Source organism: Achromobacter sp. UBA5777 (assembly GCF_002418565.1).
Classification (GTDB): Bacteria; Pseudomonadota; Gammaproteobacteria; order Burkholderiales; family Burkholderiaceae_B; genus Achromobacter; species Achromobacter animicus.
Window position 1 is genome coordinate 1 of record NZ_DIEJ01000032.1, and the last position, 6216, is coordinate 6216.

Here is a 6216-nt window from a genome sequence, read left to right on the forward strand (position 1 = left end):
GCTGACGCGCGAGGGCCGGAACCGTCCCGCGCGGCGCCAGGCCGTCAAGGCGCTGGCGGTGGCGCTGTTTGCCGGCGGCGGCGCCTGGCTGGCGCGCGATAACCTGTGGCGCGGCTGGCAGGACTGGCAGTCCGATCACCACACCGCAGCCGGAGAACGCACGAGCATCCTGCTGGCCGACGCCAGCCGCATCGACCTGGACACGGCAAGCGCCATCGATGTCCGGTTTGACGGCTCGCAGCGCCTGGTCCGCCTGCTGCACGGCCAGATCCTGATCGCCACCGCGCCCGACCCGGCATCCCAGGCAGGGCGCCCTGCCCGTCCTTTTCTGGTGGAAACGGCGCAAGGCCGCGTACGCGCCCTGGGCACACGCTACAGCGTGCGCCAATTCCCTGGCCGCAGCCACGTCGCGGTGTTCGAGGGCGCCGTGGAGATCCGCCCCGAACGCCAAGCGGATACGCCGCGCGTCATTCACGCGGGCGAACAGGCGTCGTTCACCCGCGACGCCGTCGGCACCACGCGGGTGGCGGAACCGCGCGATGCGTCATGGTCCGTGGGCATGCTGGTCGCGCAGGACATGCCGCTGTCCGACTTCATTGCGGAGCTTGCCCGGTATATGCCCGGCCGGCTGGCCTGCGACCCCGCTGCCGGCCGCCTGAAGGTCTCGGGCATCTATCCGCTGGACGACACCAACCGGGTGCTGGACATGCTGCGCCGGACGCATCCGATCGACGTCGACCAGGTGACGCGCTATTGGATCACCGTGCGCCTGCGCGGCGCCTAGCGCCGCGCAGGCCGCCTCGACTCGCCGCGCTATTCATCGACCCCGAAAATTTTTCGCGTCAACATGAGGGGTTTCCGTTTCCCAAGTGGCAAACCTAATAGAAGCCACATTTTTTCACCGGAAACCGGAACATTCATGCCCCCCCGTCAGTCTCGGCGCGCCGCGCGCCTCATCGCACGCAATACCCTCGCGCTGGCAGCAAGCCGCGCCCTCTGGCTCACGGCATCCGGCATCGCCCTGTCGGCCGGAACGGATGCCGTACAGGCCCAGGCCAGCGCGAAAAGCTACGCGATCCCCGCCGGGTCGCTGGAAAGCGCCCTGACCCGCTACGCCCTTGAAAGCGGGTTGATGTTGTCCTATTCGGCCACCGACATCGCGGGTAAGCGCAGTCCCGGCTTGCAGGGCAGCTTTGACGCGCCCGAAGCGCTGGCCAGGTTGCTGGCCGGCACCGGACTGGCTGCCCGCCCACAGCCGAATGGCGGCTACATCCTACGTCCAGTGCCCGGCAGTCAGCCGGGCCAGGACGCCGCGCAGACCCTGCCCGCGGTGACGGTGACGGGCGTTGCCGAGGAATCCGCCTTCGGCCCGGTGCAAGGATTTGTGGCCCGGCGCAGCGCAACCGCCACCAAGACGGACACGGCGCTGCATGAAACGCCCCAGTCCGTATCGGTGATTCCGCGCGACCAGGTCGTCGCGCAGGCGGCGGACTCGCTGGACCAGGCACTGGGCTACACCGCCAGCGTCCAGTCGCTGGAAGGCGGGGCGCTCAGGCACATCGGCACGGGCTTCACGATCCGTGGCTTCAACGTTACCGGCGCGGCTCCGTTGTACCTGAACGGCACCAAGTTCCCCATCAACTCGCTCAGCGGCGCCATCGAGCCCTACAACTTCGAACGCATCGAGCTGCTCAAGGGGCCGGCCTCGATCCTGTACGGCCAGGCCGCACCCGGCGGCATCATCAACCTGATCAGCAAGCGCCCCACGGCGGAGCCGCTGCGCGAGCTCGAATTGCAGACCGGAAGCTGGAACAAGAAGCAAATTGCGATGGACCTGGGCGGTCCGGTCACCGAGGACGGCAATGTCCGCTATCGCCTCACCGGACTGGCGCGCAACAGCGACAGCATGGTCGACTACATCAACAATGACCGCACCTCGCTGGCCGGCGCGCTGGAGTGGCAGATCAGCGATGCCACGCTGATCACGTTCCTGGCCAGCTACAGCCGCACCGATAGCCCCTACGATGTGGGCAAACCTCTGGAAGGCACCCTGCTGCCCAACCCCAACGGCCGCATTTCGCGCTCGCGCTTCGTTGGCGAACCGGACTTCGACCGCTATGTCACAAAGGGCGCCACGCTGGGCTACCTGCTCGAACACAAGCTGAACGACGACTGGAAGGTGCGCCAGAATCTGCTGACCTACAAGCAGCGGGCCGACAATCAGTACGCCGGGGTAGACACGCGCGTGGACGCATCGGACCCGGCCCTGGCCACCCGCTATGCCCTGACGCGGTACGACACCGACAAGGGTCTGGCCGTGGACAACCAGTTGCTGGGCAAGCTGCGCCACGGCAGCTTTGAACATACGCTGCTGTTCGGCATCGACTGGAGCAAGAACGAGTTCTCGCGCGCCCAGAAATCCGGCGCCATCGCGCCGCTGAACCTGTACCACCCCGTCTATGGCGCCCGGCCGGACCTCGGGCCCACCGGTTATGGCGAAGACAGCACGCGCCAGCTGGGCTTCTACGCGCAGGACCAGATCAAGTTCAACGAACGCTGGATCGCGCTGCTGGGCGGGCGCTACGACTCCGTGCGTACCGAGTCGACGCCGGGCACGGGCGCACAGAACTCCCACGCCTTCACGCCGCGCGTCGGCCTGATGTATCTGTTCGACAACGGCTTGGCGCCCTACTACAGCTACAGCAAGTCGTTCCAACCCGTGACGGGACTGGACTTCGCCGCCAATCCCTTCAAGCCGACCACGGGTGTGCAGCACGAGATCGGATTGAAGTACGAACCCAAGGGCGTGGATGCGTCGATCACGTTCGCGCTATACGAAATCACCCAACGCAATGTCCTGACCAGCGACCCCAATCATGTGGGGTTCTTGGTGCAGACAGGCGAAGTCCGCTCGAGAGGCGCGGAAATTGAGGCCCGGGCCAGCCTGAACCGGCAACTGGACCTGGTGGCCGCCCTGGCAACGACGGACGCGCGCGTGGTCAAAAGCAATTTCGGCAACGAAGGAGCGCGGCCCGAATCGGTTCCTCGCAACATGGCATCGCTCTGGATGGATTACCGGTTTTCGTCCGTGCCGGGCCTGAGCGCGGGAGTGGGCGTGCGCTATGTGGGCCGCCAGGAAATCAACGAAATGCCGATACCGTCGTACACCACGTATGACGCCGCGGTGCGCTATCAACTGGACAAGTGGCAGTTCGCGCTCAACGTGAAGAACCTGGCCAACAAGACCTACGTGGCCGCGTGCCCCTACACCTGCTATTACGGCGACGAGCGCAACATCACGCTGACGGCGCGCGTCAACTGGTAGGCCGCGTTCGTGTCGCAAACCGGGATTCGCGCCGCCCCGCTGCCTGCCCGTTCAGGGTTGAGTGGCGATGCCGGTTTCTGATGAAGGATCGACCGCGCGCAGCAGCCGGCCCAGGTGGCCGCTGCTGGAAAACCCCAGTTCGGCGCTGACTCTTGCCGCCGGTTCGCCCATCGCGAGCCGCTGGCGCGCGGCCTGCGCCAGTACCATGCGGCGCAATGAAATCGGAGACTGCCCATAGGTCTCCATGCAGGCGCGCTGCAGCGTACGGGTGGTGGCGCCGAGCATGCTGGCCGAATCGGCTACCGCCGGCAATGGCTGCCCCGCTTCCAGCCGCTCGCGCAACAGTTCCAGCCATTGCCGCGCCAGCGGTAGCGGCGCCTGCGGCGTAATGATCTGGCCGTGGATCCGGTGCGTCGCATCCAGTTGGGTGATCAATGCCTCCACCAGCATCGGCAACGCCGACGCCGACAACGCCGGCTTCCAGAGCGCATCCAGCATGGCCTGCGCCGCGCCATCCAATTGCAGCACGCCCCCCGCCCGGCAAGCCCGAAGCAATTCCGGAGCCAGATAGAGTTCGCCGTGCTGTTGCGAGATGCTTTCGGCGCGCGTGCTGTGCTCGACATGAGACGGCAGCAGCAACGCCNNAGGCGGCGGGCGCCCGCCTCGTCCCGCCAGGCGCTGTCCAGGGCGCCGGCCCGCGGCCAAAGCAGCATGGCGCAGTCGTGCTCATGCCAATGGAAGGCATAGCGCGGCTGCCGGCTGGCCGCCAGGGCGAAACCTGTCTGGGCGATGAGGTCCTGTTTGGAGGAAAGCGGGACGGAACGCGACATGGGGAGTGCAGGCGTGTGGTGCGCTGGGCGTTGCCCGGCAACGGCAAGATTGGGCGTTGGGCCAGTATCGGCGCGCGGCCGTTTTCATGCAAGCCCGGCGCGGGCGCGTGGTTTCCGTTGTCGCGCTTGGGATCAGCTTCTGTCGCGTCGCGGTTCGCCGCCAGCTCGGCCGCTGCCTACGATCTGGGTCATTCCACAAACACACAAGGGGAACTCCGTGATTCGCACACTTCCGTCGGCCTTGCTGTCCGCCGCCCTGCTTGCCCTTCCGCTGGCCAGCGCCCTGGCTCAACACACTTGGCCGGACAAGCCGATTACCCTGATCGTCCCCTTCCCGGCCGGCGGCGGCACGGATCTGGTGGTGCGCACGCTGCAGCCGGCGTTGACGCGCGAATTGAAGCAGACCGTGATCATTCAGAACGCCGGCGGCGCGGGCGGCACCGTGGGTTCGGGCCAGGCTGCGCGCGCCAAGCCGGANNGTACAAGAACCTGCCGTACAAGCCGGCCCAGGATTTCGATTACATCGGCTTCATCGGCACGTCGCCCTATGTGCTGGCAGTGCAGCCGGCCCTGAAGGCGGCCACACTTCCCGAAGTGGTCGGCGCATTGAAAGCGCGCCACGTCGGCACGTATGCGTCGGTGGGCGCCGGCACGGTGTCGCACCTGCTGGGCGAGATGTTCAAGAAGGACGAGAAACTGGATCTGACGCACGTTCCCTACCGTGGCGCGGCGCCCGCCTACACGGATCTGATCGGCGGTCAGGTCGACATCATGTTCGATAACCCCGTGGGCCTGGCGCCCTTCGTGCAGAGCGGCAAGCTGATTGCGGTGGCGACCACCAGCGCCACCCCCATCCTGCCCAACGTCCCCACCTTCGCGGCCCAGGGCATGCCGGCCTACACGCAATCGCTCTGGTACGGCCTGGCCTTTCCCAAGGGCACGCCGCCGGCCATCGTGGAAAAGATGAACCTTGCCCTGAATACGGTGCTGCGGGACCCGGCCATTGCCGCCGACCTGGCCGCCAAGGGCGTGGACGTCAAACCCGGCACGGCAGAGGCGCTGACCCAAACCGTCTCACAAGACCTCGCCTTCTGGGGCGACCTCATCACCAAGACCGGAGTCCAGTTTGACTGACCTTCACCCCAACCTCGTCCCCGCCCAGCCTCCCGCCGGCCAGGCGGCCCTGCTGCGCGTATTCGTCGATCCGTCCCAGCCCCTGCAAGGCGGAAATCCGGTGCCGTTGGTGCTTGACGCGCGCGGCATGTCGGCGGCCGACATGCAGGCGCTGGCCGCGCATCACGGCCACGAGTCGTCCTTCGTGGTGCCGGCCGACCGCGTTGACCACCTGTGCCAACTGCGATTCTTCGTGCCCGGCCACGAAATGGAAATGTGCGGCCACGCGACCGTGGGGACGCTCTGGGCGCTGCGGCAATGGCAACGCTGGAGCACGCCGCGCGCCCGTGTTCAGACCCTGAGCGGCAGCGTGGACATCGAATGGGACGAGGCTGGCAATCGCGCCTGGGTGTCGCAACCTGCCGTCGCCACATCCGCGCTCACGCCCGCGCAATGCCGCGCGATCGCCACCGTGCTGCGTATCGACCCCGGCTTGCCGGGCCTGCACATGATCAATGCCAGCACCAGCCGCGTAAAGACGTTGGTGCGATTGCCGACCGTGGCCGACCTGGATGTCTTGGCGCCGGACTTCGATGCGATGCGGGACATCTGCGAAGCCATCGGCTCAACCGGCCTCTACCCTTATGCGCTGAGCGCGGACGGCGCCAGCGCGCGGCAATTTCCCAAGGCGTCCGGCTACCCCGAGGATGCCGCCACCGGCATCGCCGCCGCGGCCTTGTGGGGTTACCTGAACGAGACGGGCAGCGTGCCGGCGGACGGGGTATACACGGTCCGCCAAGGCGTGGCCATGGGCTCGCCGTCGGCGATCCAGTTGCGCCGGCGCGGGGACGCCCCCGGCTGTTGGCTGAGCGGCGAGACGCAATGGATACGGTGACCGCTGGCGGCACACCCGACTCGCGGCTGGCCGCGGCCGGCTGGCGCCTGCCC

The 6216-nt window shown here is 67.1% G+C and carries 5 protein-coding genes; 4 read left to right on the forward strand and 1 reads right to left on the reverse strand.

Going from position 1 to position 6216, the window contains the following annotated elements:
- Both B3446_RS01855 and B3446_RS01860 read left to right on the forward strand, forming a co-directional pair.
- Window positions 1-784: FecR family protein (locus tag B3446_RS01855; RefSeq protein WP_291377029.1), on the forward strand; the 784-nt coding region annotated here is incomplete at its 5' end.
- A gap of 135 nt (window positions 785-919) precedes the next feature.
- Complete coding sequence (locus tag B3446_RS01860) at window positions 920-3325, forward strand: TonB-dependent siderophore receptor (protein WP_291377031.1); 2406 nt, start codon at window positions 920-922, stop codon at window positions 3323-3325.
- A 51-nt stretch (window positions 3326-3376) separates the two neighbouring features.
- Here B3446_RS01860 and B3446_RS01865 read toward each other — a convergent pair whose 3' ends face one another.
- A complete protein-coding gene (locus tag B3446_RS01865) occupies window positions 3377-3964 on the reverse strand; it encodes an AraC family transcriptional regulator (RefSeq protein ID WP_291377032.1) in 588 nt (195 codons plus the stop codon).
- A 95-nt stretch (window positions 3965-4059) separates the two neighbouring features.
- On the opposite strand from B3446_RS01865, the gene B3446_RS28630 reads away from it, so the two are divergent.
- Together B3446_RS28630 and B3446_RS01875 are read left to right on the forward strand one after the other, a co-directional pair.
- Window positions 4060-5289 carry a Bug family tripartite tricarboxylate transporter substrate binding protein gene (locus B3446_RS28630; protein ID WP_422652837.1) on the forward strand — a complete coding sequence of 410 codons (1230 nt, stop codon included), beginning with the start codon at window positions 4060-4062 and terminating at the stop codon, window positions 5287-5289.
- Window positions 5282-6163 (forward strand): PhzF family phenazine biosynthesis protein, encoded by an 882-nt coding sequence (locus B3446_RS01875; protein ID WP_291377034.1) that lies wholly within the window; start codon window positions 5282-5284, stop codon window positions 6161-6163. The genes B3446_RS28630 and B3446_RS01875 overlap by 8 nt, the downstream gene beginning before the upstream one ends.
- Window positions 6164-6216: the final 53 nt, after the last annotated feature.